Source organism: Polyangium jinanense (assembly GCF_028435265.1).
GTDB classification, from domain to species: Bacteria; Myxococcota_A; Polyangia; order Polyangiales; family Polyangiaceae; genus Polyangium; species Polyangium jinanense.
In genome coordinates this window covers 1-25,290 of the sequence record NZ_JAGTJK010000059.1, presented here as the reverse complement: position 1 = coordinate 25,290, position 25,290 = coordinate 1, and the positions used below count along the sequence as shown (strand labels likewise).

The following is a 25,290-nucleotide window of genomic DNA, read 5'->3' as shown; positions in this document are numbered from 1 at the left end:
GGCATGATGTGGGCGCGCGCCGTGCTCGTGTTTGTCCGGGTATCCCTCGCGATGTTCGTGGCCCTTTCGTTCACGCCGGAAGCCTGGGGCTACGAGCACGGGCGATCCGAGTACGGCGCGCGCCTTCATTTGACTTCGCTTCCGGCACGGGTGCGTCTTGCCACACCCGTGCCGGGTTTGTCCGACGGGGGCCGGGGGGCGATGCTCCGGGCCATGGCGACGTGGTCGCGCGTGGTTTGCGGGGCGAGCGGGTTCTCGTTTGTCGAAGCGAACGCGGGGGAGGATGCGCCGATCGAGGTGCGGGCCGTGCTTTCGGGGTGGCGTCACGGCCCGGCGATTGGAGCACATACGGATGTCGAGAGTGACAAGTTCACCGGGAACATCCAGCGCGTGGTGATCGAGCTCGACGCGACGCGACGGTGGAGCGACGCGGAGAATGTTCCGGCGGATGCGCTCGATCTGGAGACGGTGCTGCTCCACGAGCTCGGGCACGCGGCGGGGCTCGCGCACAGCGGGCAAACCTCGGCCGTGATGCGCGCGGGGCTCAAGCCGGGGCATGCGCCGAGGCGCGCACTCGATCCGGATGACGTGGCGGGGATTTGCGCGTCGTATGCCGCTCCCTCATGGGTAAAGAAGGACGAACGGTTGGTCCCGACGATCCCGCGGGCCCTCGCCCTTTTCGCAGCGATCGGCGCGCTCGGCGCGGGGATCGCCGCATGGAAACGGGGGCGAAAAGCTCGTGTGCTCAGCCGTTCGGATCCGGAATCAGCCCGCGCAGACGCTTGATGCCGTGGTGAAAGTTCACCTTCGCGCTGTCCTCGCTGCAATCGGCGAGGACCGCGATCTCGCGGAAGCTGAGCTCGTGGAAGAGGCGTAGCTCCACGGTGAGGCGCTGCTTCGGCGGGAGCTCTTCGAGCCGTTGCGCGACGCGGCCCCAGACCTCGGCGGCGACGAGCCGGCTCGTTTCGAGGGAGTTCGTGAATGCGGGCAGATCGTCCATGTCGGCGAGCGGGCCTTCCCGCGAGGAGCCGCGGACGTGGTTCAGCGCGACGTGGACCGCGATCCGATACAGCCAGGTGCGGAAGCTCGATTCACGGCGAAAGTCAGCGAGTTTTTCGAACGCATTGAGGAACGCCCGCTGCGCGACGTCCTCGGCGTCCTCGGGGCGCCGGACGTAGCGGCGAACGAGGCGCAGGATCCCGGGTTGGTGCGCCTTCACGAGCGTATCCGCCGCGCTCCGATCCCCCGCGAGGACCCGCTCGACGAGCGAAACGTCGCCCTCTTCTGCCGCGTCGCTCATCGATGTCCTCCTCCGCGCCTGTTCGACGCTCGGGGCTCCGGGTCGCCTGACGGCGCCCTTCGCCCCGAACCCCACGACGCTTGTTCGTTCATGATCCCGCGCCGCAGAATAGCGGAATCGTGCCGCTTTGGCCACGCGAGCTCGACCAGGTCGCACGGGCGCTGCCGTCGAACGTGATGCGGATGTGGATGTCGAGAGCCTTCTTCTCGTGGACGATCTCGCCGCCGGCCGCGGGGCATTCGCCGGCGCAGCGTGCCAGGCCGCTCACCACGGTATGGAAAGCCCGCGCGCCGACGATGGTCTCCCAATCACCGTCGAACGTGACGCATTTCTCCGTGGCATTCCAGGTGACCGTGTAAGAGCCTGCGCGCTCGATTCGATGCCCGCGCGGGCCCACGCCCTCGCCACTCGCCTCGACCACGAGCCGCCGCGTCTCGCCGTCGGCGTCGAGCGAGTAAAACCCCTCGGAATCGATGTCGAGGATCGCCCGCGAAGCGTGCAGATCCCGCGCGGACGCGAGCGCGTGCAGACCACTCGCGCCGACCGAGAACACGACGTCGAACGTGCCGTCGAGATTCGCCGTCTTGAACGGGCCGATGCAACCCGAGAGCAGGTACTTCACCGTGTTGTCTTTGCGCGTCGCCGTGACGCAATCCGTGGGGCGGAAGACGAGGCCCGCCGTCGCCGCCGCTTTCACCGCGGCGAGGTCGGGATAGGCGCTCTTCGGATCGAGGCGCGCGATCGAGGCGACGACGAGCGCCGCTTCGTGCTGCGAAACGTCGAGCGCGTCGAGGGCCTGCTCGACATCGACGCTCTCGTCCTCGCTCTCGGCAGGGCCACACGCGGCTGCCGCGAGGAGGAGGGAGGCGATGGACACACGAGTCGCTCGAGAGGGAAAGACAGAATGTGTCATACCCCTGCTCCCCGCGCCGGGGCGAGTCTCGGCGCGCTCGGAAGGCGTGGTATCTTATCGCGGAATGCGCCTTCTCGCTCGCTTCGTTTCTCGAAAAAGTGCTGGCCTCGTCGTGTCCACGCTCGCGCTCGTCGTCGCGCCGGGACAGGCGGGGATCGCGGCGGCGCAAGCCGAGGAGCGCGCGGTCACGACGGAGGATCGCGCAGCCGCCACGCGCGCATTCGAGGAGGGCGAACGCGCGTATCGAGCCGGTGATTTTTCAAGAGCAGCCGAACGTTTCGAGGAGGCGTACCAAAAAGCCCCGCACCCGGCGCCGCTCTGGAACGCGGCGAGGTCGTGGGACAAGGCCGGCGAGGTCGCGCGCGCGGCGAACGCATACGCGCGGTATCTGCGCGAGGCGCCGGAACGCGCGCCGGATCGCGACGCGGCAGGCAAGGCGCTCGCCGAGCTCGCGACGAAGCTCGGGCGAATCGAGGTGTTCGCGCCCGAGGCCGAGGAGGTGCGGGTCGATGATCAGCCGCTCGAAGGGACGAGCGTGTACGTGCACCCCGGGACGCACGTGATCAAAGGTCGCGTGCGTGGGGTCTCGGTGCAGCGGACGGAGGCGCTCGAAGCGGGTGGCGTGCGCAGCGTGGCGCTCGTCGCGGAGAATATCGGTTCGGCGCCGAAGGAATCGCCGAAGGAGCCGCCGCGTCCGATCGCGAAAGCGCCGCGCCCGCCGGCCACGATCACGACGGCGCCGCGCGAAGGCAAACCCTGGCTCGTGCCGGCGCTCGTCGCGAGCGGGGCCGCGACGCTCGTGAGCACGGGGCTCATGGTGTGGTCGGGGGTCGATACGTTGAGCGCGCGATCGGATTTCGACGCGGCGCCGTCCTGGGACAAACTCGACGAAGGTCGGGACAAACAGTTCCGCACGAACGTGCTGATCGGTGTATCGCTCGGCCTCGGCGCGATCACGGGCGTACTCGGATCGATCTGGCTCGCGGGCCAGCGCGGCAAGGATGTGAAGGTGGGGTTTGGAGCGAAGGACGCCGTCAGGCGATCCGAAGCCCCAAGCGTCGAACTGAAGATCACGCCGCCCGTGCTCGGAGGCCCGGCGTTCGTCGGGGCCACGGGGAGTTTTTGAATGGCGCGATCGATCGAGCGGATCGGTCCGTACGAGGGGATCGCCGAGCTCGCGTCCGGCGGCATGGCGACGACGTACCTCGCGCGAAAGACGGGCGAGGTCGGCTTCGAGCGGCTCGTCGTGCTGAAGCGCGTGCATCCGCATCTGCTGAAGGAGCCGAACCTGAGGGACATGCTGGCCGACGAGGCGCGCGTGGCGGCGTCTATGCGGCATCCGAACGTGGTGCCGGTCGAGGACGTGGTCGACGCGTCGGGCGAGCTTTGCCTGGTGATGCCGTACGTCGAGTCGCTCTCGCTCGGCGCGCTGCTCGACGCGGCCCGGCGCGGAGGCGAGCGGCTGCCGCCCGCGGTGGCGAGCCGGATCCTGCTCGACGTGCTCGCCGGCCTCGACGCGGCGCACGAGGCGAAGGATCTGCGCGGCGAGCCACTCGAGATCGTGCACCGCGACGTGAGCCCGCGAAACGTGCTCGTCGGCACGGATGGGCAAGCACGGCTCATCGATTTCGGCGTGGCCAAAGCGGCGCGGCGAATCACGCAGACGAAGAGCGGGATCATGAAGGGGACGATCGCGTACATGGCGCCGGAGCAGCTCCGGCGTCGCGAGCTCGATCGGCGCGCGGACGTGTTCGCCGCAGGCGTGGTGCTCTACGAGGCGATCACGGGCGAGCGGCTCTTCGATGGGCGAGACGAGGCGGACGTGTTGATCGGCGTGCTCGCGGACGAGATTCCGCGGCTGTCGGAGACGGCGCTCGGCCTTTCGCCCGCGGTCGACGAGGTGCTCGAAGCGGCGCTTTGCCGCGATCCCGAGGAGCGCTTCGCGTCGGCCGCGGCGTTCGCGGAGGCGCTCGAACGCGCGCTCCCGCCGGCACCCGCGCGCGAGGTTGCGGCGATCCTCGCGCGGCTCGGAGCGGCGGAGATCGAACGGCGGCGGGAGGCGGTGCGGGTTTTTCTGGACCAACCGAGGATCGAAGGGGCCATGGAGAACGCGCCGCGGCGGCGATCGTCGTCGCGGGCGATCGTGGTGCTCGCTTCGGCGGCGGCACTCGCGGGAGGCGGTTTCCTCGCGGCTTCCGCGATGCGACGGGCGGCGCCGAGCCCGACGCGGGCGAACGCGGGCGTGGAGGCGCGCGTGGCGTGGGCGCGGGAGGTCGTGGTTGTCTCGACGAACACGGCGCTCACGGAGGCGCCGGGCGGGAGCGGGGCGGCGGCCGCGCCTTCGGCCGAGGCGAGGCCGGCGGCGGGCGCTGCGACCGGTTCGGCGCGGCCGAAGGCGCCCGCGTCGCGATGGGATCTGCACGCGAATCCGTATCGGGCGGGGGAGATCGGCGACAATCGCCGTTGATGCGTGGAAAACTTTTCGCTTGGCTCCTCCTCGGGCTCCTCGGATGTACCGTGTTCGATGGGCTCACGGTGCCCCCGGAAGCGAACGCGCTGCCCGGTTACCTCTCGATCGAGGAGGGCGCGCGGGCGTGTAGCCTGGTCTTTCGTTGTCCGAGGCTCTCCGAGGCCATCGCGCGGTCGATCGGTGTGCCTGCAAGCGCGACGCGGTTCTCGACGTGCCTCGGGTGGCTTTCGGGCCCGCTTCCGCCGAGCCGATTCGGGCTCTCCGCGCAGGCGAGCCTGCTCGGCTGCGTGAGCGAGGCCGGGGGATGCGAGGAGGCGCTCGCGTGCGCCTTCGTCGAGCCGCTGGGCGAGGACGATACGCGGTGCGTGGGCGTGGCGGGCGACGCGTGCGCGTCCGCGGGGATGCTCGTCGATTGCACGAGCCGGTACGCCGAGCGTTGCGTGACGCCGCACTGGGGCGCCGGAAGCGAGTGCAGGCTCGGGCTCGGGAGCGAGGGGCGATGCGCGCTGAGCGGGTGCCTGCCCGAGACCGCGGCGCCGCCGCGCTGCACGTCGGGGGTTTACGTGCGGTGTGATCCGGCGACGAACCTGAAGGTCGCGAAGGATTGCAATACGGTGGGGCTCACCTGCCCGGAAGGCGCCGAGGGCGCGGACGCGCAATGCGCGACCGAGGACGGGGTGTTTCCGTGCGACGAGCCGGGCGCGACGTCATGCGCGCCAAAGGAGGCGCGGGTGCGCGTCTGCGACGGCTCGCTCGCCTCGGAGTTCGATTGCGCGGCGATGGGCGCCGCGTGCATCGCGGAGGACGGGGGCGCGCGGTGCGCGCGGTCCGGGGAGGCGTGCTCGCCGCTCGATCCCGGGATCGACGAATGCAATGGGACGACGATCTCGGTCTGCGTGGCTGGATCGAGGGTCACGCTCGATTGCGCGACCCTCGGGCTCTCGTGCGTGCCGCCGGACGGGACGTCGAGCGGGCGTTGTGGATAGTCAAGGAATACGGAGAATGGCGGCGGCGCGGACGCGGGCCTCGTAGGTGACGAATTCGTCGAGCAGGCGCGAGGCATCGCCGCGGCCGATGAGGTTGGGGGAGAGAATTTCGAGCGCCCTGAGGCGCGAATCATCGAATGCGAGGCGCGCGATCAGATCGTGCGCTTGCCCGACGGTGACGGCGCGATTCCCGAAGACCTCGGCCAGGAACGCGAGGCGGCTGCGTTCGTCTTGCAAGGCCTCCATGTCGGCGATCGTGGTACGGAACTGGATGGCCGAGAGGGGCCGTTCGAGCTCGAACGCGGGCGGCGGATACGCGTTGTGCGAGGGCGGCGGCGGGACACGCTCGACGATCGGGGAGCCGTGGCGGTCGAGGGAGAGGGCCACGACGCCGGGCGTGGCCTGGACATGGCCCTGCCAAACCCTCCGGTCGCCGCGGGTCATGACGACGCCGTAGGCGCGCCCCTCGGGGACGAACATGACGCCGGGGCGCCCCTCGATCGAGCCGATGAGGGTGTTGCCGTCGTAGATCCAGGCGATCCCGCCGTAGGCCGGCGCGATGCGGAGCTCGGTGTAGCGGGGGTAGACGTTCGCGTAACGCCGCGGGGTGGGGGCGGGGCCATATTGCGGGCGCGGGATCGATCGAGGGCCGTAAGGCCGCTCCGCCGGGGGTGCCGTCTGGACTTGCGGCGGCATCTGGACGGGCGTCTGCCATTGCGCTTGCATCTGCGCAGGCGTCCTCATCTGGACCTTTCCGAAGAACGACGCATCGAGCGACGCGTCGATCCCGCCGTCCGCTCGCGCCTCCATCACAGGCCCGAGCAGAGGGGCGCAAAAAGCCAGGATCGTCGCGTACTTCTTCATTTCGAACCTCCACGCAGCCATCACGTCGGCAGCGATTCTTCGACGCGACGCAGCGCGGACGATTCACGCTCGGCAGGACGATTTCGACGTGGACACGCGGATCGTCTGGCGGGAAAAACGAGACCGAATCGAAAACGCGGAGAGGATGGAGAACGGCCGGGCGGGATCTACCGGGGAGGCCTTTGGGGTTGGTCCGCGATATCCACGGGCGGCTTGGGGATCGAGGGGCTCAGGCGCTCGATGTTTTTCATGACCTCTTTCGGGCTGGCAGGCTGGACGACCTGTTTGTCTTGTCGTTTCTGAGGCCATCCGTCGGCGCGGCACCAGTCGTAGTCGATCTCCATGCGAGAGCCGTCGCTGAGCTCGATCTTGGTAATGACGGTCGATTTGCAGGTGTTGACCGTGGCCGCGGCCTCGAACGAGGGCGCGCCGCCCCCGATGAGCTCGCTCTTCGAGATGTAGAAGACCGGATTCAGCTCGTACACCACGCGCTTGATCGAGTCCTTCTGTGCTTCGGGGACGTCGAGCGAGAGCAGGACGTCGAAGAGCGTGCCGCCGTGCGTGTCCGGGCGCTGCACGACCTTCGCGCGCGGCGTCGGGCGCAATCCCTCGGGGACCTTGCCTTCTTCGGCCAGCACGACGCTCTCGGGGGCCTCGGCGGCGGGGGGCGCCCCTGCCGCCGCCCCGGCGGTGGCGGGGGGCGCTGCTGTCCGCTGGCTGCGCAGGTATGCTTCGAGGTCCTTTTTCCGATCCTCGAGGCGGCGTGTCTCGTCTTCGAGCTTCTTCCGCGATTTCTCGACCGCGTCGAGCTTGGCCTGCCCCTCGTTGAGCCTCTGATCGAGCTCGTCCTTGGCCCTCCGCGTGTCGTAGATCTCCACGTTCTTCCGAGAAATGTCGATTGCGAAGTAAACGACGATGAGCGCCGTCAGGAGGACCGGGACGAGCGTCACGAGCATGCTCCTCTGACGCTGCGAGCGCGCGCGCTCCTCGAGCGCCGAGAGCTCTGCTTCCAACCTTTCTTTTTCATCCATGGTCATGGCTCGCCCTTCAAATGAGCCGGTGGAATCGCTCGTCGAGCACCCGCACGAGCTCGTCGTCGCGGTGCGACGCGCAACGCTGATAGCCGTCTTTCAAAAAATGGAGCCTGTCGATCGCCTCGCGATACGACGCGAGCCGCATCGGCAATCCGATCGAGCCCGCGAAGAGGAGCGCGAAGCCGCCCGATACGGAGAGGACCGGGGGCAGCGTGCGGTAGAGGTAGGCCGCGAGGGCCATGCCGAGGACGACGGCGGCGCCGACGCTCACGAGCTGCACGCGGAGCGTGGTGCGGTGCGAGTCGATCGCGCGTTCGAGGTGCTGGATCTTGACGGCGATGCGGCCCTTGCGGGTGAGGCTCGGCGGCGAGGGCTCCTCGGGCGGAGGTGTCTTCGGCAAGGGCTCGGGCCGCGCGCCCGAGGAGACGGCCGCATCCGCAGGGCCGAACCGAAGGGCCTGGGTGTCCTCGCCGCGGCCCGCGTCGGCCCATTCCATGGTTTGCGGGTCGTATTCACGGCGAATGCGGCGCCCGCGGGTCGGGCCCTCGACGACGAGGATCTGGTAAGCAATGGGGAGCGCCCATTCCTTGCGGCCATACTCGGCGACGCCCGCGCTCGCGCAGGCGGCGATGGCGAGGAACCAGCCGTCGAGCTCGCGTACGTCGTGCCAATCGACGTGCTGGTGGCCGTGGAGCGCGAGCTGGAATCGCTCACGCGCAAGCCAGCGCCGCATGCCGCCCGCGTCGGTCATGACGCTGTAATCGGTGCGTCCCACGCCCGCGGGGCTCTCCAGGTGGTGATGGACGACCGCGATCCGAAAGTGGCCCTTGCTCCGCGTGCGCCGAAGGAGCCCGTCCGCATGGTCGCGCTGGCCAATGCCCACGGACCCGTGCTCCTTCTGCGCGCTCGCTTCGAGCTCCTCGCAGGAGTTGAACGCGACGACCTCGACGTCGAGGTCCTCGAAGACGTGGTGATCGACGCGCTTGTGCGGCGGCGTGCCTGCCGCGAAGGGCGGGCGCGTATCGCCATAGAGGGCGCCGCGGATGCGATCGTACAGGGCGTAACGGTCCGCGGGATCACCGCCGCGCAGGACGTCGTGGTTTCCCGGGGCGATCACGATTCGCGCGGCAGGGAGGCCGAGGCCCTCGGCGAGGGTCTTCAGGAACGTGACGACGGGCTCGATGCCGGTCTCGCTGCCGCGGTCGAGGAGATCGCCCGAGACGACGACGAGGTCGGGCGTGAGGCCTTCGTTGCGCAGGTCGTAGAGCAGGCTGCCGAGGAGCCCGCGGCGGTTGTGGGGCGCGACGGCGAGCTCGGTGGCCTCGGTGTTCCAGTAGTGTCCACGCGCCTCGGGCGCGCAGAAATGCAGGTCCGAGATGTGGAGCACGCAGAGCCTCGGCCCACCCGACGGCATGATGCCCATGAAACGCGGGCGGCGGGCGGACGTCAAGGCCCCCCGCCCTGCTCAATCCGCGCAGCAGAGCACGCCGCCGCCCTCGGGGCCGAGCTTGACGACGGCGTGCGCCTCGTCGTACCCGTCATTGGGTCCGCCGCACCACCACGGACCGCCGATCGCGCTGCACACGTTGCCCGAGGTCATGGTGAGCACCCCGCAGTTGCCGTCGTTGGGAATGCCGAGTGTGCCGCAGCCGAAGAGGTCGTTCGCCGTGACGTCGCTCGGCGCGCAGTCCGCGACGCAACTTGCGGCCGTGCAGATGTTCGGATCGGTCTCGGTGCCGAGGGCGCATATCGCGCAGCCGGTCGAGCCCTGCCGTGTCGCAAAGAAGAGGTTCGGTTCGAGGCCCACGCCGGCGCAGCCCCCGGGCGCGTGGGCGGCGGCGTCGTCCGCCCCCTTGCAGACGTGGAAGCCCGGCGCGCAGAGATCTTCCGCGCGGCAGCCCTTGCCGGCCGGGTTCGCGCTCGTGTTCCCGGCGATGCGGTTGCACTCCGGGTCGAACGTATAGATCACGCCTGGGCGGTCCCATCCGCCGGAGCAGCCCGCGATTTGCGGAAATTGTTGCTCGTCGACGAACCCCTCGCGCGTGCCGTCGCTGCAGCCGTTCAGCTTGGCGCAGGCGTCGTCGATGATGCCATTGCAATCCTCGTCGATGCCGTTGCCGCAAATCTCGGGTTGCGGGGCCACGTCCGAGGCGCACGCGAGGGCGCCTCCGGTGCAGACGACGGTGCCGTCCTTGCAGATGCCGGGCAGATCCGTGATGCAATCGGCGCCCGCGTTCTGGCTGTCCTCGTCGATCTGACCGTCGCAATCGTCGTCGACGCCGTTGCAGAGCTCCACGGTGCAGACGGGAGGCCCGCCGCCCGTGGCGCCCGTGCCGCCGCCCGTGCCGCCGCCGCCGCCGCTCCCGAGATCGAACTCCGCGGGATCGGAGCGGGCGCCGCAGGCGAGGAGCAGGGCGGGCACGGCGACGACTGTGACGAAGAGGGACACGCGCATGGGGAAGGCTTGCAGGATGCCTGGATCGTGGGGGGGCCGCAAGAATGCGGGAACCTGGCGCGCGCGGCGGTGTCCACGATCGAGCCGCTCGCCCGAGGCCCACGCATGGACACCCCGCCGCCCCTCCCCCCCGTGAAGCCGTTCGTCCCCGTGCTCTGCCACGGCTTTTCCTTGGCCGCGCACGTGCTGCTGCTCGGCGGCGCGGCGTTCTTCGGGCCGAGGAATTCGTACACCGAGACGCGGATCGAGGAGCACGTCCCGCAGACGCGCATGCTGCTCGTGACCGCGGCGCCGGGGGAGACGGTAACGGAGGAGCGAGGCGGCGAGCGCAAGGTGAGCGGGCCTTGCGACGAGGGCACGATGGAGGCGGTGCGGGAGGATGCTGCGCCCGCAGCGTCCGCCGGGGAGCGCGCCGAGGCAGTCAAAACGGATCTGTTCGGAGACAATCTGCCGGCGGATATGTACGATCCCTACGCGGACACTCCGGGGATCACCCCGTCGAGCTGGTTCGGCGGAATCGGCGGCGGCACGGGAGGGAAATGGGACCACGTGAAGGTCGACCGCGGCAATCGTCTCGATCCAGCGCCGCCGGCCCAGCGTCGCGAGCGCGGGGAGGAGGCGGCCACGAGCCCCGCGGGCGAGCCGCCCAAAACGCGGTTTTGCCCGCCCTCGAAGCACGGCGAGAATGTGGTCTTCTGTCGCGCCACCCTCGCGACCGCGAAGACGCGCTGAGGCATCACGGATGCACGGAGACGTTCAGCCTGGCCCCTTTTCCTCCTCGCGAAGGGCGAGCACCACGCGGCCGTGGATCGTCCCTTCCGCCATGCGCGCGAACACGCTGTTGATCGCCTCGAGCGGCTGCACCTCGGTGGTGGGCCGGATCTTGTCGTGCGCGGCGATCTCCAGCGCTTCCTTCAGGTCCATGCGCGTGCCCACGATCGATCCGCGCAGCGTGAGGCGCTTGAGCACGACGTCGAAGATCGGCGTGGGGAAATCGCCGGGCGGCAGGCCGACGAGCACGCACGTCCCGCCGGAACGAAGGGTCCCGAGGGCCTGACGGAAGGCGCCCGGCGAGACCGCGGTGACGAGCGCCCCATGCGCGCCCCCGATCTGCTTTTGGACCTCGGCCGCCGGGTCGACGTGCAGCGCGTCAATGGCGATCTCCGCGCCGAGTTCGCGGGCCAGATCGAGTTTGTCAGCGCCCACGTCCACGGCCACGACGCGCAGGCCCATCGCCTTCGCATAAGGAATCGCGAGATGCCCGAGGCCGCCAATGCCCGAGACGACGACCCATTGCCCCGGGCGCGCCTCCGTTTCCTTGAGGCCCTTGTAGCTGGTCACGCCGGCGCAGAGGATCGGCGCGGCGTCGACGAAGCCGAGCGCGTCCGGAATCCGTCCCACGTACGCCGCAGGCGCGACGACGTATTCGGCATGCCCGCCGTTGACCGAATACCCCGTGTTTTGCTGCGACGGGCAGAGCGTCTCCCAGCCGGTGATGCAAGGGTCGCAGGCGCCGCACGCGTTGTGCAGCCAGGGGACGCCGACGCGGTCGCCCTCCTTCAGCGTGGTGACGCCGGCGCCGAGCGCGGCGACGTAACCGACGCCCTCGTGGCCGGGGATGAAGGGCAAGGCGGGTTTGACCGGCCAATCGCCGTTTGCCGCGTGGAGATCGGTATGACAAACCCCGCTCGCCACGACACGGACGAGGACCTCGCCCGCGCTCGGCACGGGGACGGGGACCTCTTCGATGGAAAGGGGCTGTCCAAACGCTCGAACGACCGCGGCCCTCATCGTACGTTGCATCATCGCTCTCCAGGTGCGGGTGCCTTTGGAACGATGATCTTGGCAAGGGCCATGCCATCCCCACGAATGCCTGGTTTCGTGGGGTGATGGCCGAGCCTGCGGTTCGGGACGTGCGCCTCTTGCGTGGCGGGCGCAGATGCTGCGTCTCCCGTGGAAGCGGGCTACTCGAAGTTCATCGAAGGCGCGGGGCGCAGGGTCTCCCGCTCCTTGAGCCAGCGTTCGGCGAGCTCGATCTCCTTCGCGCGCTGGTCATAGCCGTCCGGCGGCGTCGCATAACCGTACGCGAGGAAGCTCGCGACGATCTTGCCGAGGGAGGTGGTGAGCGGCTCGTGGCGGAAGCCGAGCTCGGCCTCGGCTTTCGAGGGATCGAGCATCGACATCCATTTGCTGCTGAACGGCGAGACGTCGCGGAGGTTGAGCCCCGCGGCGATGACGTCCGCGGACGGGACGGGTGCGAGCTTCGCCCGGGATCCGAGCATTCCTTGCAGGATCCCGAGAAGCTCCACGAGGGACGGCGTCTCCCGCTGGCAGACGTTGTACGCTTCGCCAAATGTTTGCTGGCGACCGAGGATTTCCACGAGGAACCGCGCGACCTCGCCCGCATAGACGTGACGAACCGGGTGCGTCCCGCCATCCGGGACGATGACCGGACCGCCGTCGACGAGGCGGAGAAGATAACGGTCGAGGCGGCGATAATGGTCGCGCTCGCCGTTCACGATGGGGATACGAACACGCGTGGAGGGGAAGCGCGATTTCTGGAAGGCTTCGACGAGCGCGTCCTCGCAGTCGCGTTTGCCCATGCCGTATTCCCAGTTCGCAAGCTCGTCCTCGTCCGTGGGGCGGGGCATGACCGGGCCGGCATAATCGATTTCCCGCGAAGGCCGCGGGGCGCCGTCGCGCACGAGGTAGACCTGGCCCGTGCTGATGAAAACGTAGTGCCCCACGCGGCCGCCGAGCGCATCCACCGCGCCGCGCGTGTCCTCCCAGCGATAGGCGGCGAAGTCGACGGCCGCGTCGAAGGTGCGGTTTTGCATGAGCCGGGCCAGATCGGCTGTCGTTCGATCGCCCTGCAGCCGCTCGATCCGCGCGCCGAAGGGATCCGGCAGGGTCCCGCGATTGAACAAGGTGACCTGGTGCCCCGCCGCGAGGAGGCGGTGCACGAGGAGCGGCCCGACGAACCGCGTCCCGCCGATGACGAGAACGTGCATGGCCCCCCTTCTAGCAGCGAAACCGAAGACGAGACAACGGAACGGCGGTCGAGAGGTGGATCATCGGTGATCCACCCTGCCACAATTTCGTCGAATTCATTCCACGACTCCTCCGCGGCGACGGCAGAGGTGCGCCAAACCGGCGCGATACGGAAAGGAGGTCTGGCGCGGCCCGTGGCCGCCACACCGGAGGAAAGATGGAAGCCCACGCCTCGTACGTCGATGCCCTCGCGGGCGACGCCCCGCCCGAACCCCAAGGGACCACGCCCCCGCCGCCCTCGTCCCACGCCGCCCCGGAGATGCCCGCAGACGAGGGCGCGCCGTCATTCGCGAAATCGCTGCTCGGCGACGGGCCGGAAGGCGCCGCGGGCGCGCTGCGCGACGATGCGCGGAGGTTCGCCACGGCGCTCGCGCTGTCGGCGCTGTATGGACTCTCGATCGGGACGCGGGACGGCGGGCTTTCGATTTTGAAGCACGCGGCCGCGGTGCCGCTCGCGCCGCTCGCCGTGGCAGGGCTCGGCGTGCCCGCGCTGTTCATCGTACTCACCCTGTTCGATGCGCCGGTCGATCCTCCGGCCGCGGTGAAAGCCGCGGCGCGCGGAGCGGCGACGACAGGCCTCGTGCTCGGCGGGCTCGCGCCCGCGATGGCGCTCTTCGTGACGACGTCGAGCTCGCGCATCGGCGCCGCGTTTTCCGCGGGGCTCGGTTTGATCCTCGCGGGGGCCTTCGGGCTGCGCGCGTTTCTCGGGGCGATCGGGACGCCGCTCGGGCGCGCGCCTGCGGGCGTGCGGACGATGAGCGGGTTCGCGCTCGCCGGCTTCGCGATCTTCGCGACGGCGCTGTCGGCGCGGGTCTGGTGGAGCACGCTGCCGATCTTCGGAGGTGGCCAATGAGCGCCACCGTCCTCGCCCGTTTGCTCCGCGCGCCCGGAGAGATCGCCCGCTCTTGTCGCGACGACGATCCGGAGGTGCGCGCCATCGGCGCGACCTCGCTCGCCTCGATCGCGCTCGGCGCGGCCGCATTCGGTGGCGTGCTCGGGAGCTTCCGCGGCGGCATGCAGATCCTCTACGGAGCCGCGAAGGTGCCGCTTGCCGTGCTCGCGACGCTCGCGCTCGCGGCGCCGGCGTTCCACGCGCTCGCCGCGGTGCTCGGCAGGCCCTGGCCGATGCGATCGATCGTGGCGCTCGCGCTCGCGTCGGCGGGTCGATCGTCGCTCGTGCTGCTCGCATTCGCGCCCGCGCTCTGGCTGATGCTCGATCTCGGCATGGGCTATCACACGGCGGCGATCGTCGCGTCGGGCGCGTACGGCGTGGCCGGGTTCGCCGCGCTGTCCTTGCTCGTGCGGGGGCTCGGCGAAGGGAAAGGGCGGATCACGACGGCGATTGCGTTCATCAGCGTGTTCATCGCGGTCGGCGGACAAACCGCGTGGATCCTGCGTCCGTACCTGGTGCGTCCGCGCGCGATCAACGTGCCGTTCCTGCGAGACCGCGAGGGCAGTTTTGCAGAGGCCGTGCTGACGAGCCTGACGTCGGCCGCGATTTACAGCGATCGGCCGTATCGGATCGATGCGCCCGCGGAGTCCGACGCGTGGGAGCGCGGCAGGAGCACGCGGTCACGCGAGGTCGAGGAGGATTTCGAGGAGGAGGGCGGGCAATGAGCCTGCGGGATCTGTCGGTGCTCTACCTCGTCGCGGGTATTTGCTGCGCGGTGGCGATCTACCGATCGTCGCCCGCGGGAGGCTCGCGCGCGGCGATGTCGGCCGCGCTGGCCGTGCCGCTCTGGCCGCTCTGGGCGCCGATCGCGCTGACCGCGAAGCGCGCTGCGGAGGCGCCGAAGGGCGCGGCGGGCAGTGCGCTCGCGAGGGTGAAAGCCGCGCTCGCGGAGGCGGTCGCGGCGTCGCGGGGGACGCCGCTCGCGAGTGTGCTGCCGGCGGAGGCCGCGGCGCGGATCGAGGCGGAGGTCGAGCGGCGCGTCGAGCGGCACGCAGAGCTCGAAGCGCTCCTCCGCAAGGACGCGTTTGATCTCGGGCGGGCCGAGGCGCGCGTGCGCGAGCTCGAGCACGCCTCGGGATCGAGCCGGGCCCTCGCGACGGCGCGGCTCGACCTCGACAACGTCCGCCGTCTGTCGTCGCTGCGCGACCGGGACGCGCGCGCCCTGGAGGAGCTCTGCGCGCTCGCCGAGGCGCTGCGCACGCAGGTCACGGTGGCGCGCTTCAGCGGATCCTCCGCGGCGGACATCGGTGGTATCGTCTCGGAGGTGCAGGCGCGGGTCGAGGGCCTCGGCGCTGCCCTCGAAGCCGAAGAGAGCCTCCGCGCCGAGGAGCCGATCGAGACGTGAGCAAGCACATCCTGGTCGTCGACGACGAGGCGCGCATCCGCGAGGTCCTGCAGTACGCGCTTCGCAAAGAGGGCTACGAGGTCTCCGTGGTGACCGACGGCCGCGAGGCCATCGAGGCCGTCGCGAAGGGCGGCATCGACCTCGTCATCCTCGACGTGATGCTCCCCGAGGTCGACGGCCTCTCCGCGTGCCGCCACATCCGCACCGAGAGCCGCGTGCCGATCCTCTTCCTGTCCGCGCGCAGCGACGAGATCGATCGTGTGCTCGGCCTCGACCTCGGCGGCGACGACTACCTCACGAAGCCGTTTTCCGTGCGCGAGCTCGTGGCGCGCGTAAAAGCCCTCTTCCGCAGGCTCGAAGCGCCGGGCGAGGCCGCGCGCAAGGTACTCACGCACGGGCGGATCGAGGTCGACGTGGAGCGGCACGAGGCGCGGCTCGACGGCGCGCCCGTGACGCTCACGGCGACGGAGCTCGGCTTGCTCGGCGCGCTGCTCGAACGACCTGGCATCGTGCTCTCGCGCAGCCAGCTCATGACGCGCGCGTACCGCTACGACAACCTCATCACCGAGCGCACGATCGACACGCACGTCCGCAGGATCCGCGCGAAGTTCCGCGCCGCGGGCGGCGAGGACCCGATCGCGACGGTGCACGGCGTCGGGTACAAGGTCGCCGGTGCGTAGGCTGCTCGTCCTGCTCGGCCGCATCCGCGTGCGGCTGCTCGTCGTGAACCTGCTCGTGCTGTTCGTCCCCGCGATCGGGCTCGAATTCGCGCGGATCCACGAGCGAGAGCTGCTCGACGCGCTCGAACGCGACATGTCGAACCAGGCGATCCTCGTGCGCTCGCTCGTCGAGCACAACCTCGGCGCGGGCCGCGCGCTCGGGGATCCGGAGCACGAGAAGATCCTCGCGACGGCGGCCAAGCGGACGCGGACGCGGATCCGGCTCGTGGACAAGGCCGGCGAGGTGGTGGCCGACTCGCACGCGGACGGGCCGCCCGAGGGGCCGGAGCCGCCGCCGCCGCTCCGGCTGCCGCGCGCGCGGGATGTGCGGTGGGCGCTCGACATGCGCGCGGCGGAGAAGTGGCCCTTGCTCGCGGAACGCTTCGAGGTGCGCTCGGCGCTCGCGGGCACGAAGGCGACACGCACGCGCGTACGCGACCGCGACCCGGGCGTGATCCTCTTCCTCGCGGAGCCCATCCGCACGGGCGGCGTGGTGACGGGCGTGGTGTACGTGGCGCGATCGACGCAACCCGTCCTCTTCGAGCTCTACCGCATCCGCTCGGGCCTCGGGCGTGTGCTCGCGGTCGCGCTCCTCGGCACGGGCCTCGTGACGCTCGTGCTCGCGTGGAGCATCTCGCGGCCCCTCGGACGGCTCTCGCGCGCGGCCAAGCGCATCGCGGCGGGCGAGCGGGACGTGGTCGTGCCCATCGGCGGCGGCGGCGAGATCCGCGAGCTCGGCGAGTCGTTCGCGTCGATGAAGGAGCGGCTCGACGCGCGCATGCGGTACATCTCGGAGTTCGCCGCGGACGTGGCGCACGAGTTCAAGTCGCCGCTCACCTCGATCCGCGGCGCGGCGGAGCTGCTCGGCGAAGGCGCGCACGACGATCCGGAGGCGCGCGTTCGTTTCTTGCGGAACATCGAGCTCGACGTCGAGCGGCTCGATCGACTGGTCTCGCGCCTGCTCCAGCTTTCGCGCATCGAGGCCTCGGCCGAGCCGATGCGCGTGTGTGACCTTTCGGCGCTCGCGCTCGCGGCGAAGGAGCGCGCTTCGGCGCCGGATCAGCCGGTGATCCTCGAATACTTGGCGAGCGAACGAGATGTGTTCTGCCGGCCCGTGGACGTCGAGACGGCGCTCGGCAACTTGCTCGACAACGCCGTTCGATTCTCGCCGCCGGGAGAGCCGGTGCGGATCCGCGTCGAGGGGGGTCCGCCCGAGGCCGTGATTCGTATCGCCGTGAAAGATCGAGGTCCGGGCGTGCCGCCCGCGATCTTGCCGCGCATCTTCGACAGGTTCTTCACGACCGACGCGGATCGCGACGGCACGGGGCTCGGGCTCGCGATCGTGAAGAGCGTGGCGGAGGCGCACGGCGGGCGGGTGATCGTGGACAATCGACCGGGGGAAGGTGCCACCTTCACCCTGGAGATCCCTCATCGAAGGCGCGCGGCACCTATTCCTTGACGCCGGCCCGTCGATTCATTGAGGTATGCCCGCTCTTCGCTTGCAGAGGCCCTCGGGTACGCGTCTCGGCGCAGGCGTCGGGCGAGACATCGCTAACCATTGGGAGCGAAGAATCGCGCATGACGAGGCTAACGAGGCACGTTGGTATGGCGCTCGTGATCGGCCTGGGATCGTTCGGATCCATGGGCTGCGAGCTGATCGCAGCGGTCGATCGGAGTGATATTCCGCAAGGACAAGGCGGGTCCGGTGGCACCGGAGGCCAAGGCGGCCAGGGCGGCGTAGGCGGCCAGGGCGGCGTGGGGGGCGAAGGCGGCCAAGGCGGCCAAGGCGGCCAAGGCGGCCAAGGCGGCCAAGGCGGCCAAGGCGGCCAAGGCGGCATGGGCGGCCAAGGCGGCATGGGCGGCCAAGGCGGCATGGGCGGCGCGGGCGGCCAGGGCGGCGCGGGCGGCTCGATGGACGTGTGCGGCGACGGCGCGATCACCGGCGCCGAGGCCTGCGACGACGGCAACACGACGGCTGGCGACGGCTGCGACGCCACGTGCGCGCAGGAAGCAGGCTTCATGTGCACCGGCGAGCCCAGCGTGTGCACGACGACCTGCGGCGACGGCATCCCCGCGGGCGCCGAGGCCTGCGACGACGGCAACACGACGGCCGGCGACGGCTGCGACGCCTGCGCCCCGGAGCTCGGCTACACGTGCACGGGCGCGCCGAGCGTCTGCGCGACGACCTGCGGCGACGGCATCAAAGCCGGCACGGAGCAGTGCGACGACGGCAACACGAAGGACCTCGACGGCTGCAGCTCGACCTGCGTCGTCGACACGTTCTCGGAGACCGAGCCGAACAACGGGTCCGCCACGGCGAACGGCCCGTACACGGCGCCCGTCCTCGTGAGCGGCTCGATCAACCCCGGTAGCGACGCCGATTGGTACGAGATCGTCGTGCCCAAGACGGTCGACCTGCACATCGAGACGTACGACGGCTCCGGCCCGTCGAGCTGCTTGAACATCGACACGCTCGTCACGCTCTACGCGCCCGACGGCACCACGGTGATCGGCTCCGACGACGATGGCGGCACGAACGCGTGCTCGCGCCTCGACGGCACGACGAACGCGGCGCTCAGGCACCTCGCGGCGGGCATCTACTACGTGAAGGTCGAGGAGGCCGGAAACGACAAAGCAATCCCGAGCTACAAGCTCGTCGTGACGTACGACGCGGTCTGCGGCGACGGCAAGGTCGAGGGCACCGAGGAGTGCGACGGCGGCGCGGGCTGCGATTTCACCTGCGATCGCATCCCGGTCTGCGGCGACGGCAACGTCGACGCGCCCGAGACGTGCGACGACGGCAACACGATGGACGGCGACACGTGCAGCGCGACCTGCGAGACGTCGATCCTCATGGAGACGGAGCCGAACGAGACGAGCGCGCAGGCCTCGGGTGGCTTCGCTCCGCCGGCGCTCTACCAGGGCGCGATCAGCCCGGCCACGGACGTCGACTACTACGCGATCAAGCTCGACCAGACGAGCGACCTCACGGTCGAGTCGTTCGACGCGAACGGCCCCGGCTCGTGCGTCGGCGTCGACACGTTGCTCCGCCTCTACGGCACCGACGGCACCACGCTCCTGCTCGAGCGTGACCTCGGCGGCCTCGGCGCTTGCGGCAAGATCGACGCGAAGAAGCCCGGCGACGGCGCGGCCCGGCACCTGCCGGCGGGCACGTATTACGTCTCCGTCGAGGACTTCCTCAACAACACGGAGATCCCCGGCTATCGCCTGCAAATCACGCTCGACGCGACCTGCGGCAACGGCAAGGTCGAGGGTGCCGAGGAGTGCGACGGCGGCGCGGGCTGCTCGATGACGTGCGATCGCAACGCGGTCTGCGGCGACGGCAAGATCGACGCGCCCGAGACCTGCGACGACGGCAACACGACGCCGGGCGACGGCTGCGATGCTACGTGCACGAAGGAATCGACGCCGGAGACGGAGCCGAACGACACGAGCGCGACGGCGGGCGGCCCCTTCACGCCGTACACGATCGTGAGCGGCGCGATCACGCCGGGCAGCGACCTCGACTTCTACAGCTTCACGCTGAGCGCGACCTCGGACGTCCGCCTCCAGACGCACGACGCGAACGGCCCCGGGACCTGCGCGCTGCCGCTGGACACGGTGATCACGCTGTACGGCACGGACGGCACGACCGAGCTCGCGCAAGCGGACGACGGCGGCGTCAACATCTGCTCGCGCATCTCGGGCAAGACGCACGCGGGCGCGCGGCACCTCGCCCCGGGCACGTACTTCGTCAAGGTCGAGGACTACGAGAACAACACCGTCATCCCCGGCTATCTGCTCGAGATCGCCGTCGAAGCCGTCTGCGGCAACGGCGTGGTCGAGGGCAGCGAGGAGTGCGACGGCGGCGCCGGCTGCGAGGCGACCTGCGATCGCATCCCGGTCTGCGGCGATGGCTTCCTCGACGGCGCGGAGACCTGCGACGACGGCAACACGAGCGCGGGCGACGGCTGCAGCGACGTGTGCGCGCTGGAGACGGGCGCCGAGGTCGAGCCGAACAACACGACGGCCGAGGCGGACGCCGCCGGCGTGACGCTCACGGGCAGCGCCAACGTGACGGGCTCGATCGCCGCGGCGGGCGACGTCGACCTCTTCCGCTTCGACCTCGCGTCGGACGCGGTGCTCGTGCTCGAGACGCTGAACGCCACGGGCATCGGCTGCGGCTTCACGTCCACGCTGCGCCTGCTCGATTCGACCGGGCAGCTCCTCGAAACGGACAACGTGAGCGGCGAGGGCTCTTGCTCGGCGCTGACGATGAACCTCGCCGCGGGCACGTATTACGTCGGCGTCGAGGAGGCGAACAACGACGGGACCATCGCCTCGTACATGCTGCGGGCGAAGGTGCTCACGGAGAGCGGCCCGGAGAACGAGCCGAACAACCTGGTGGCCGACGCCCACCCGACGGCGGGCTGGGACACGGTCGTCACGGCCTTGCACATGTCCTACGACGATGACGATTACTTCGAGATCACGGTCCCGGCGGGCAAGTCGCTGCGGGCCGAGATCATCGAGGGAACGGCGGCGGAGTCGTGCGCGAACGGGGCGGATCCCATCGATAGCTACCTGACGCTGTACGACGCGGCGGGCGTGGAGCTCGGCGCGGACGACGACGGCGGCCGTGGTTATTGCTCGGCGATCGACGGCCTCGGCGCGACGGCGCCGCACGCGTTCGCAAAGAACCTCGCGGGCGGCACGTACTACCTGCTCGTGCAGGCCTCGCCGTTCTCGGCGATGCCGGGCAACCCCATCGCGGTCTTCGATTACAAGCTCGCGGTGACGGTGCGATAGTCTCCCCAGGTGGGGGGCGAAGGCCCCCCACTCCCTCCCCGTCGGATTCACGCGCGTCCTTCCTTTCCGCCACTTGCACGCCCCCGCATGCGGGGGGGTCGAGCGTGGTCATGGCCGCATGGCATTGCGCCTGCTCTGTCACGGACGTGTGCGTCGTGGGCACAATCGACGATTGGCCCGAGGCAGGAAGGACGAAGATCCATGTACCGATCCACCACTCTCGCCGCCGTTGCGATCACGACCCTCATGGGGGTCCAAGGCTGCGCCCCTGCAGACGAAGCGGGTGTGGATTCAGCCGAAGGTCCGGAAAACACAATCGAGGTCGAGCAGGCATTCCGCGAGGGTCGTGAATCCGCCAGATTCGTCAATGGATACAAGCTACGTTACAAGCACAACTCGTGTCTTTCATCGCACCGCGAGCACCACCTGCTGCATATCGAGCACTATTCGCTTCATGATTGGGCTGGCGATTACAGCCTCTACGACTCCAAAGCCCTCATGCCGGAAGAAAGCGTCGAATCCTGCGACGAGCATGCACTACGGACCAAGGTCGTGATTTCTGCCGCTTTCTCACCAAACTGCTACGATTACGAATTTGAATTCTGGGATTGTTCGTAGCGTGAAAATGACAGGGCGTGAGACGCGGTCACCCTCCGGTGAGCCGCCGGGATGGGGGCGGCAGCCCGCCCCCATCCGTCCCGCCTCTCTCCTTCCTCCAAGCTTGACGCCATCACGAAGTACGTGACAACTGGGGCATGCTTCCCCGGTTCGTCGCGCTCTCCGCGTTCGTCCCGCTTTTCGGCTGCGCGCAAGGCACCGAGCCGCCCGATTTCACGTCCGGGGCAGGCGCCTCGCTCGCCGCGAGCAGCTCGTCCTCGTCGTCGTCGTCGTCCGCGAGCAGCAGCTCCGGGACGGGCGGCACGGGCGGCACGGGCGGCGTCGGCGGTATGGGCGGAAGCGGTGGCGCGGGCGGTAGCGGAGGCATCGGCGGAAGCGGAGGCACGGGCGGAAGCGGTGGCGCCGGCGGAATGGGCGGCGCGGGTGGAATGGGCGGTTCCGGTGGAATGGGCGGCTCCGGCGGGGGCAATCCCACGGGCACGCTGCTCGTGCTCGCGGGCCCGGACGCAGGGGAAGCCCATTACGATCCGGCTGCGGGCTGGGGCACGGGCTCGCTCAACCTCCAGTTTTCCGCGGCCGGGCTCGCGCCGAAGCCGGAGGGCGTGGTCGCGGTCTTGCGCCGCCAGAGCGCGAATGCAGCCGAGAACAACGAGCTCTTCTGGGCGACGTGGACGAAGGCCGGGGGCTTTGGGGCCGTGCAGAAGGTCGGCAGCTTCGGATTCGCGAAGGACGGCCCGACCGCGTCGCCGCTCGGCGTGGCCACGCTGATGACGTTCCTCGGCACGGACAACAAGCATTATTTCTCGCAATACGAGGCCGGCGCGTTCAGCCCGTTCAGCCCGATGCCCGCCGGCATGGCGCAGTTCCAGGCGTTCGGCCCGAGTGCCACGGCGCTCGCGAGGGACGGCGCGGCGGGGGCGTATGCGGTGTACGCGGGCGATGATGCGCACATCTATTACCTCGCGAAGAGCGGACCCGGGAGCGCGTGGACGCTTTCTGCACAGGCGCCGACCTCGCTCGTCGCGAACTGGCTCAGGCCGTTTGCGCTCGTCGACGCGGATCAGGATTTGCGTGTTTTCTACGTGCGGCAAGCCGACAATCGGATCTGCACGGTCAAGCTGATCACGCCGCAGAACTCGTGGACCGCGGAGGAAACCGTAGGCACGGCGACGACGGGGCTTTCGCCGTCGGTGGCTGCGACGGCGGCGGGGGATTTCGTCGTCGCGTATCGAGGCGTGCTGAACGAGGGGATCTATTTCGTGCGAGGGAAGGACGGGGCGTGGGGCGCGGCCACGACGGTCGAGGTCCCGCAAACGACGTCGTCGACGCCGGTCGCGCTTCCGGGATTGTCAGGGGCCGAGGCGGAGATCGTGTATGCGACGGGGGGGACGCTGAAGCATGCGCGCGTGAATGGGGCGCAGGCGACGGTGGCGACTGTGCCCGGGGTGGCGAATGTGACGAATGTGGCGGCGGCGATCGTGCCTTGATCAGGCAGGGGTGCCGAGGGCGCGAAGTACGATGAACGGGGGGTGCTGCGACTCCCAGGCTCGTATGGAAGCGTAGAGCTGTGTCGTCACGAAAAGCCCCTCGTCGTACGCGAGCACCAGCATCCGCTCGACCATCGGCCCGTCGAACGCGCCAGCGTCGTTCGTTCCCCATGCCTTACGCAGGGCGAACGCGAGGATCTCGGTCAGGTGATGCCCGCAGCAGACGTGCAAGGGATCATGGCCGTCGTCGTACAGGGCCGCGAGTCGGGTGAGGAGAACGTCGTTCTTGAGGTCCGGACGCTGCGAGTGATTCGCGACGACCTTGACCATCTCGGCCGGGTCGAGGAGGAGCGTCTTCTCATCGACGAATTTGCCGAATTTGAGCTCTTCGAACTTGAGATTGAGCCTGTCCTTCCGCGAGAGCCAGAGCATGTAACCGAGATGTTTTGCGCATCGGAGAAGACATGCGCGAAGGTCACCATACTGCCCACGAAACTTGTCTACCTTCTCCTCGCTCCCAACCTGCAACAGCACTTTCTCGAATGCAGGCGAGGCGAGAAGCATGGTCTCGAGGTCGTGCGTGTCCGTGAAAATGACGCTGATGGAGGGCGGCTTCCGACCTTCTATGGCATCAAAATCGGCATCGATGACGAAGAGGACGCCATCGAAGGATGGAACCTGCAAGCGATGAAACGCGTCGAGCGCCTTGTCGCGGCCATATGCCACGACGATCTTGCACTTGTTCTTGTCGATGAGCCAGTCGAAGAACCGCTTGTCGCTTACCCCCTCCACGACGAGGAAGGAGCCCGCGTGCTGGGAGCGCTCCATCCGGATCTTGTTGGCGATGTGCGCGCCATTGATGGCATCGAGCATCGCGTTTTTCATTCGGCGGCCTTTGCGGGTAGCTCCGGGCCCTTCAGCTCGACGGTCAGGTCCCAGCGATCATCGATGATGGATGGTGAGTGGGTCGCGACGAGCACGTCGTAGCCTCCAAGCTCGACCATTTGCAGAAGATCGCCAAGGAACTGGTTTTGCCAGGCTAAATGGAGGGAGATCTCGGGCTCGTCGATGAGGACCAGAGAGCCAGGCTTCACATGGAACAGAAGCTCATAAAGCAGGACGACCTCGTGTTGCTCGCCGGAGGAGAGCCGGTCCGAGGGGACGCTCCGACCGTCGACCAAGGAACGGAAGACGAACCCTTCTCCCCTAGATACGCTCATCCGCTTGTAGACAAAGCGCCTGTTGACGGCCTCTGTGAGGAGCTCGATGCGCCACGCGAGGTCCTCGAGCATACCGAGCTTGCTTTCCGTGTCCTCGATGTACACCGTGAGCACATCGCGTTTTGATTCTTCGAGCCGTGGGGTTTTCTTGTGCGACTCGCGCTCTGGGTCGAGTACGCCCAGCTGGACGAGCCTTGCTCGCTTGTCATCGAGCCCGCGCAGCCTCACCTCGATCTCTTCGATGGGCAACTCCGTTTGCGGAGTCTGCCGGAAGAGACGATCAAGGAATGTGCTATCAAGCTCCTGCGCGCGGCTGGCATACCTCGCAAGCGTCGCCTCGATTGCCTGCACCAATTCATCCGAATATGTCAAGACGGCGGACCGGTTCCCCAAAAACTGACTGTGACGCGAAACTTCATGAACGAGCCGGTGGGTCTCGATCATCCGTGGCTGCAATTCTCCGCAACTCGCTGCCAACCAGCCAATCAGCCGCTGTGTGACCGTCGCCTTGATCCCATCCAAGTGAAAGAGGATCGATGTTATCTGGTCCCTCTGTGAGTCCCACGAAAAAACGGCGGGGTCGTGGAGCGGCGAACCATGGCAAAAGAACACAAGGCCCTTGAGCGCTTCCAAGAATGGAGACGGCACGTCGCCCTCGGGCTCACGTTTAACGCCGAGGACCATTCCGTTTTCGAATTCGACCGAAAAGCTATCGAAGGGGACCGCGCCGATGGTCTCCCACTGCCCCCTGAACAACGCATCCAGCATCCGCAGAACGATCGTCTTCCCATACCCATTCGGCCCATGCAGGATCGTGATCCGCTCATCCATGTTGAGCGGAATCTCATGGTCGAAGATCCCGAACAGACCCTTCACCTTGATCCGCCGTACCCGCGGGCTGGTCGTCATGGTGGACGCCAGCCTACCCGGATCATCCCCCCACCGCTACCTTGCGCCGCTTTCGCCTCGCCTCCCCTCCCCCGACCTCTACATCGACGCCCCCGACCTCCTTCGAGACGCCCCCTCGCCGTACATCGACGCCCCGAACCTCCTTCGAGACGCCCCCT

At 68.8% G+C, this 25,290-nt stretch carries 23 protein-coding genes; 13 read left to right on the top strand and 10 right to left on the bottom strand.

Going from position 1 to position 25,290, the window contains the following annotated elements:
- Positions 1-3 precede the first annotated feature (3 nt).
- Positions 4-786 (top strand): matrixin family metalloprotease, encoded by a 783-nt coding sequence (locus KEG38_RS47250; protein ID WP_272421163.1) that lies wholly within the window; start codon positions 4-6, stop codon positions 784-786.
- Here KEG38_RS47250 and KEG38_RS47245 read toward each other — a convergent pair.
- Together KEG38_RS47245 and KEG38_RS47240 are read right to left on the bottom strand one after the other, a co-directional pair.
- The gene (locus KEG38_RS47245; RefSeq protein ID WP_272421164.1) at positions 746-1,300 is read right to left on the bottom strand and encodes an RNA polymerase sigma factor; all 555 of its coding nucleotides are present in this window, start codon (positions 1,298-1,300) and stop codon (positions 746-748) included. The genes KEG38_RS47250 and KEG38_RS47245 overlap by 41 nt on opposite strands.
- Before the next feature lie 88 nt (positions 1,301-1,388).
- Entirely contained in the window at positions 1,389-2,177 is a 789-nt protein-coding gene (locus tag KEG38_RS47240) for a hypothetical protein (protein ID WP_272421165.1), read from the bottom strand.
- Between the two features lie 100 nt (positions 2,178-2,277).
- Here KEG38_RS47240 and KEG38_RS47235 point away from each other — a divergent pair, with 100 nt between their 5' ends.
- From KEG38_RS47235 to KEG38_RS47225, 3 genes are read left to right on the top strand one after another with little or no spacing between them, the layout of a single operon-like run.
- Positions 2,278-3,339: a tetratricopeptide repeat protein gene (locus tag KEG38_RS47235; protein ID WP_272421166.1), complete on the top strand. Its 1,062-nt coding sequence runs from the start codon at positions 2,278-2,280 to the stop codon at positions 3,337-3,339.
- On the top strand, positions 3,340-4,680 hold the full coding sequence (locus KEG38_RS47230) for a serine/threonine-protein kinase (protein WP_272421167.1): 1,341 nt from the start codon (positions 3,340-3,342) through the stop codon (positions 4,678-4,680).
- Positions 4,680-5,669 carry a hypothetical protein gene (locus KEG38_RS47225; protein WP_272421168.1) on the top strand — a complete coding sequence of 330 codons (990 nt, stop codon included), beginning with the start codon at positions 4,680-4,682 and terminating at the stop codon, positions 5,667-5,669. Before KEG38_RS47230 ends, KEG38_RS47225 begins: the two co-directional genes overlap by 1 nt.
- Here the strand turns inward: KEG38_RS47225 and KEG38_RS47220 are convergent, their stop codons facing one another.
- The 4 genes from KEG38_RS47220 to KEG38_RS47205 form a co-directional block, all read right to left on the bottom strand.
- The gene (locus KEG38_RS47220; RefSeq protein WP_272421169.1) at positions 5,670-6,533 is read right to left on the bottom strand and encodes a DUF4476 domain-containing protein; all 864 of its coding nucleotides are present in this window, start codon (positions 6,531-6,533) and stop codon (positions 5,670-5,672) included. It abuts the gene before it with no gap.
- Between the two features lie 167 nt (positions 6,534-6,700).
- Entirely contained in the window at positions 6,701-7,570 is an 870-nt protein-coding gene (locus KEG38_RS47215; protein ID WP_272421170.1) for a coiled-coil domain-containing protein, read from the bottom strand.
- A gap of 10 nt (positions 7,571-7,580) precedes the next feature.
- Positions 7,581-9,017 carry a metallophosphoesterase family protein gene (locus tag KEG38_RS47210; RefSeq protein WP_272421171.1) on the bottom strand — a complete coding sequence of 479 codons (1,437 nt, stop codon included), beginning with the start codon at positions 9,015-9,017 and terminating at the stop codon, positions 7,581-7,583.
- Between the two features lie 15 nt (positions 9,018-9,032).
- Positions 9,033-10,022, bottom strand: a complete 990-nt coding sequence (locus KEG38_RS47205) for a MopE-related protein (protein WP_272421172.1) — start codon at positions 10,020-10,022, stop codon at positions 9,033-9,035.
- 132 nt (positions 10,023-10,154) lie between these two features.
- On the opposite strand from KEG38_RS47205, the gene KEG38_RS47200 reads away from it, so the two are divergent.
- On the top strand, positions 10,155-10,754 hold the full coding sequence (locus KEG38_RS47200; RefSeq protein ID WP_272421173.1) for a hypothetical protein: 600 nt from the start codon (positions 10,155-10,157) through the stop codon (positions 10,752-10,754).
- 24 nt (positions 10,755-10,778) lie between these two features.
- Here KEG38_RS47200 and adhP read toward each other — a convergent pair whose 3' ends face one another.
- Both adhP and KEG38_RS47190 read right to left on the bottom strand, forming a co-directional pair.
- Positions 10,779-11,825 carry an alcohol dehydrogenase AdhP gene (adhP, locus tag KEG38_RS47195; RefSeq protein WP_272421174.1) on the bottom strand — a complete coding sequence of 349 codons (1,047 nt, stop codon included), beginning with the start codon at positions 11,823-11,825 and terminating at the stop codon, positions 10,779-10,781.
- Between the two features lie 161 nt (positions 11,826-11,986).
- On the bottom strand, positions 11,987-13,033 hold the full coding sequence (locus KEG38_RS47190; RefSeq protein WP_272421175.1) for an NAD-dependent epimerase/dehydratase family protein: 1,047 nt from the start codon (positions 13,031-13,033) through the stop codon (positions 11,987-11,989).
- Between the two features lie 197 nt (positions 13,034-13,230).
- Here KEG38_RS47190 and KEG38_RS47185 point away from each other — a divergent pair, with 197 nt between their 5' ends.
- The 8 genes from KEG38_RS47185 (at position 13,231) to KEG38_RS47150 (ending at position 23,003) form a co-directional block, all read left to right on the top strand.
- Positions 13,231-13,926 (top strand): hypothetical protein, encoded by a 696-nt coding sequence (locus KEG38_RS47185; RefSeq protein ID WP_272421176.1) that lies wholly within the window; start codon positions 13,231-13,233, stop codon positions 13,924-13,926.
- On the top strand, positions 13,923-14,690 hold the full coding sequence (locus tag KEG38_RS47180) for a hypothetical protein (RefSeq protein WP_272421177.1): 768 nt from the start codon (positions 13,923-13,925) through the stop codon (positions 14,688-14,690). Before KEG38_RS47185 ends, KEG38_RS47180 begins: the two co-directional genes overlap by 4 nt.
- Complete coding sequence (locus KEG38_RS47175) at positions 14,687-15,370, top strand: hypothetical protein (RefSeq protein WP_272421178.1); 684 nt, start codon at positions 14,687-14,689, stop codon at positions 15,368-15,370. Before KEG38_RS47180 ends, KEG38_RS47175 begins: the two co-directional genes overlap by 4 nt.
- Entirely contained in the window at positions 15,367-16,050 is a 684-nt protein-coding gene (locus KEG38_RS47170) for a response regulator transcription factor (protein WP_272421179.1), read from the top strand. The genes KEG38_RS47175 and KEG38_RS47170 overlap by 4 nt, the downstream gene beginning before the upstream one ends.
- On the top strand, positions 16,043-17,548 hold the full coding sequence (locus KEG38_RS47165) for an ATP-binding protein (RefSeq protein WP_272421180.1): 1,506 nt from the start codon (positions 16,043-16,045) through the stop codon (positions 17,546-17,548). Before KEG38_RS47170 ends, KEG38_RS47165 begins: the two co-directional genes overlap by 8 nt.
- A 119-nt stretch (positions 17,549-17,667) precedes the next feature.
- Positions 17,668-20,898, top strand: a complete 3,231-nt coding sequence (locus KEG38_RS47160; RefSeq protein ID WP_272421181.1) for a DVUA0089 family protein — start codon at positions 17,668-17,670, stop codon at positions 20,896-20,898.
- A gap of 201 nt (positions 20,899-21,099) precedes the next feature.
- Positions 21,100-21,516, top strand: a complete 417-nt coding sequence (locus tag KEG38_RS47155; RefSeq protein WP_272421182.1) for a hypothetical protein — start codon at positions 21,100-21,102, stop codon at positions 21,514-21,516.
- 137 nt (positions 21,517-21,653) lie between these two features.
- Positions 21,654-23,003, top strand: coding sequence for a hypothetical protein (locus KEG38_RS47150; protein WP_272421183.1), 1,350 nt, complete (start codon positions 21,654-21,656; stop codon positions 23,001-23,003).
- Here KEG38_RS47150 and KEG38_RS47145 read toward each other — a convergent pair whose 3' ends face one another.
- A complete protein-coding gene (locus KEG38_RS47145) occupies positions 23,004-23,888 on the bottom strand; it encodes a DUF4435 domain-containing protein (protein WP_272421184.1) in 885 nt (294 codons plus the stop codon).
- Positions 23,885-25,132: an AAA family ATPase gene (locus KEG38_RS47140; protein ID WP_272421185.1), complete on the bottom strand. Its 1,248-nt coding sequence runs from the start codon at positions 25,130-25,132 to the stop codon at positions 23,885-23,887. The genes KEG38_RS47145 and KEG38_RS47140 overlap by 4 nt, the downstream gene beginning before the upstream one ends.
- Positions 25,133-25,290 lie beyond the last annotated feature (158 nt).

Coding starts and splice junctions, on each gene's coding strand:
- KEG38_RS47250 (WP_272421163.1), top strand. CDS start 4: ATGATGTGGGCGCGCGCCGTGCTCGTGTTTGTCCGGGTATCCCTCGCG.
- KEG38_RS47245 (WP_272421164.1), bottom strand. CDS start 1,300: ATGAGCGACGCGGCAGAAGAGGGCGACGTTTCGCTCGTCGAGCGGGTC.
- KEG38_RS47235 (WP_272421166.1), top strand. CDS start 2,278: ATGCGCCTTCTCGCTCGCTTCGTTTCTCGAAAAAGTGCTGGCCTCGTC.
- KEG38_RS47230 (WP_272421167.1), top strand. CDS start 3,340: ATGGCGCGATCGATCGAGCGGATCGGTCCGTACGAGGGGATCGCCGAG.
- KEG38_RS47225 (WP_272421168.1), top strand. CDS start 4,680: ATGCGTGGAAAACTTTTCGCTTGGCTCCTCCTCGGGCTCCTCGGATGT.
- KEG38_RS47220 (WP_272421169.1), bottom strand. CDS start 6,533: ATGAAGAAGTACGCGACGATCCTGGCTTTTTGCGCCCCTCTGCTCGGG.
- KEG38_RS47215 (WP_272421170.1), bottom strand. CDS start 7,570: ATGACCATGGATGAAAAAGAAAGGTTGGAAGCAGAGCTCTCGGCGCTC.
- KEG38_RS47205 (WP_272421172.1), bottom strand. CDS start 10,022: ATGCGCGTGTCCCTCTTCGTCACAGTCGTCGCCGTGCCCGCCCTGCTC.
- adhP (WP_272421174.1), bottom strand. CDS start 11,825: ATGCAACGTACGATGAGGGCCGCGGTCGTTCGAGCGTTTGGACAGCCC.
- KEG38_RS47190 (WP_272421175.1), bottom strand. CDS start 13,033: ATGCACGTTCTCGTCATCGGCGGGACGCGGTTCGTCGGGCCGCTCCTC.
- KEG38_RS47185 (WP_272421176.1), top strand. CDS start 13,231: ATGGAAGCCCACGCCTCGTACGTCGATGCCCTCGCGGGCGACGCCCCG.
- KEG38_RS47180 (WP_272421177.1), top strand. CDS start 13,923: ATGAGCGCCACCGTCCTCGCCCGTTTGCTCCGCGCGCCCGGAGAGATC.
- KEG38_RS47175 (WP_272421178.1), top strand. CDS start 14,687: ATGAGCCTGCGGGATCTGTCGGTGCTCTACCTCGTCGCGGGTATTTGC.
- KEG38_RS47160 (WP_272421181.1), top strand. CDS start 17,668: ATGACGAGGCTAACGAGGCACGTTGGTATGGCGCTCGTGATCGGCCTG.
- KEG38_RS47155 (WP_272421182.1), top strand. CDS start 21,100: ATGTACCGATCCACCACTCTCGCCGCCGTTGCGATCACGACCCTCATG.
- KEG38_RS47150 (WP_272421183.1), top strand. CDS start 21,654: ATGCTTCCCCGGTTCGTCGCGCTCTCCGCGTTCGTCCCGCTTTTCGGC.
- KEG38_RS47145 (WP_272421184.1), bottom strand. CDS start 23,888: ATGAAAAACGCGATGCTCGATGCCATCAATGGCGCGCACATCGCCAAC.
- KEG38_RS47140 (WP_272421185.1), bottom strand. CDS start 25,132: ATGACGACCAGCCCGCGGGTACGGCGGATCAAGGTGAAGGGTCTGTTC.